Origin of the sequence: Streptomyces sp. NPDC101166, assembly GCF_044768125.1 — a bacterium.
GTDB lineage: Bacteria > Actinomycetota > Actinomycetes > Streptomycetales > Streptomycetaceae > Streptomyces.
In genome coordinates, this window is the sequence record NZ_JBIWPF010000158.1 from 1 (window position 1) to 1,313 (window position 1,313).

1 protein-coding gene is annotated in these 1,313 nt (G+C 65.0%); it reads left to right on the plus strand.

The genetic code is table 11. The features are described 5' to 3' along the window. The coding region (locus tag ACIRS4_RS37275) for a DUF1254 domain-containing protein (protein WP_404204571.1) at positions 1–1,256 on the plus strand (1,256 nt) is incomplete at its 5' end. Between the last annotated feature and the right edge of the window lie 57 nt (positions 1,257–1,313).

Consider the following 1,313-nt stretch of genomic DNA (forward strand, 5'->3'; position numbering starts at 1 on the left):
TGACGCGGCGGCAACAGACCAATGTCCCCGCCCCAGACCCGGCCAAGGGCGTGGCCCCGATGAACCAGCTGGCGCCGCTGAACTTCCTGCCCGACGCGAACTTCAAGAACGTCGTCCGCCCCAACGTCGACACCCTCTACACGTCGGTGCTCTACGACGTGGCCGCCGAACCGCTGGTGATCAAGGTGCCCCCGATGGGCAACCGTTACCACCTCTTCCCCATTCTCGACATGTGGACCAATGTCGACGCCTCGCTCGGCTCCCGCACCGTCGAGGACGCCGGAAAGGGCTACGAGTTCGCCATCGTCGGCCCGAACTGGAAGGGCGACCTGCCCACCGGCGTCCGCGAGGCCCGGATGGCCACCGACTCCGGCTGGTTGCTCGGCCGGATCCAGGTCGACGGCGCCGAGGACGTTCCGAACGTGATCGCCATCCAGCAGCAGATGACCGCGGTTCCGCTCAGTTCCTACGGCAAGCCCTACACCGCACCGCAGAACACCGACATCCATCCGGACTGGCCGTCCAAGGAGCCGGTCGCCGACTACATCCACAAGCTGAGCCCGCAGCAGTACTGGGACCTCTACTACTCGTCGCTGTCGCACGCGCAGCCGCGGCCGGACGACAAGGCGCTACTCGACCAGCTCGCCAAGGTCGGCTGGACTCCGGACAAGAAGCTGGACCTGTCGCAGCTCCCGACCGCCGACAGCACCCGCTGGACCGAGGCGTACCCCAAGGCGCTGAGCAAGATCGAGGCCGACATCAGCAATCCGCCGGTCAACGGCTGGAAGACCGCACGCAAGAACATCGGTGACTACGGCACCGATTACAGCGCCCGCGCCATCGTCGCCTACGCCGGCCTGGGCGCGAATCTGCCGCAGGACGCCTTGTACCCCGGCACCTACGTCGACGACAAGAACCAGCAGCTGAACTCGTCCCACAACTACGTACTGCACTTCGCCGCCGACAAGATTCCGCCGGTGCACGGATTCTGGTCCGTCACCATGTACGACGGGAAGGGCTTCTTCGTCGAGAACCCGATCAACCGGTACGCCGTGCGCGGTGAAATGCTGCCGAAGAACCCCGACGGTTCGGTCGACATCTACATCCAGCGCGAGAAGCCGGACGCGGCAAAGGAATCGAACTGGCTCCCGGCCCCCGAGTCCGGAGACTTCAACCTGATGCTCCGCACCTATTGGCCCGACCAGAAGATCATCGACGGTAGCTGGAATCCCCCGGCGGTCACCGTCACCAACTGACGTATCCCGCGAATGCGCCTCGGACCGAACGCGGTTCGAGGCGCATTCTCGATTAAC